This is a genomic window from Rhizobacter sp. P3_B12 (assembly GCF_056402895.1).
Genome location: NZ_JBFUGN010001508.1, coordinates 1 through 963 on the forward strand (window position 1 = coordinate 1; position 963 = coordinate 963).

1 protein-coding gene is annotated in these 963 nt (G+C 70.6%); it reads right to left on the bottom strand.

Annotation, left to right across the window (positions count from 1 at the left end):
• Nucleotides 1–167: 167 nt before the first annotated feature.
• A partial coding sequence (locus AC1D01_RS36495) for a patatin-like phospholipase family protein (protein WP_477874665.1) occupies nucleotides 168–963 on the bottom strand: 796 nt, incomplete at its 5' end.

Consider the following 963-nt stretch of genomic DNA (forward strand, 5'->3'; position numbering starts at 1 on the left):
TGTCGCCGACTGTTTGACCACAACGAACGAAGTGAGTGGCGGGAGTTTCGGCGACGGGCCATGAAACCAGTCAGCGCAGGGGAGTCATCGCCCCCCGGGGGCGATGACCGACCCGGCCGGCGCGCCACGGACTCCCCGCCCGCGCCTTTGCCGCGCGAGAACCGACCTCAGCGAACACCCCACCCGAAGAACCGCGCCACCTCCTCGCGCCGCTTCAAGGTATCGGCCACCCCCAGCGCGACAAGCTCACGCGTATACGGCGCCTCGAACAGCAGGTAGCTCGCCAGCGCCGCACCGCGCGTATCGGCGCCGCGCCCCGAGACGCCGACGCCGCGCAGCAGCGCCCGCACCGGCGCCGGCAGACTCGCCAAATGCTTGGCCGCCAGGTCGTCCAGCCGCTCGCTCGGCGCGATCACCAGCACGTCGATCGGCCGCAGGCTGGTGCGCGCGAGCGCCTCTGCCGGCAGCAGCGACAGCGTGTTGTTGACCCGCTGCAGCCGCTCCACATCCACCGCCAGCGCATCGAGAAAGATGTTCGACAGCGCATGGCCGGCGATCTGCGCGATGTTCGGGTAGTCGCCGTTCACCTGCCGGCGCCCCGGCGGCTCGTGCATGCGGCCGGCACCGACCACCAGGATGCGGCTCGCCCCCAGGTGCACCGCCGGCGAGATCGGCGCCGATTGGCGCATCGAGCCGTCGCCGAAGTACTCGACCATGCCCTCGAAGTTCAGCGGCACGGCCGGGAACACGAACGGGATCGCGGCCGAGGCCAGCAGGTGCGGCACCGTGATCTCGTCGCGCACCGCGACGCGCTGCGAGCGCGTCCACGGCACGATGTCCTGCACCGAGTCGTAGAAGGTCACGTGCGTGCCCGAGCTGTAGCTCGACGCAGTGACCGCCAGCGCCTTCAGGTGCCCCGCGTTCATCAGCTCGTGCAGCCGGCCCACCGACACCATCTGCTTC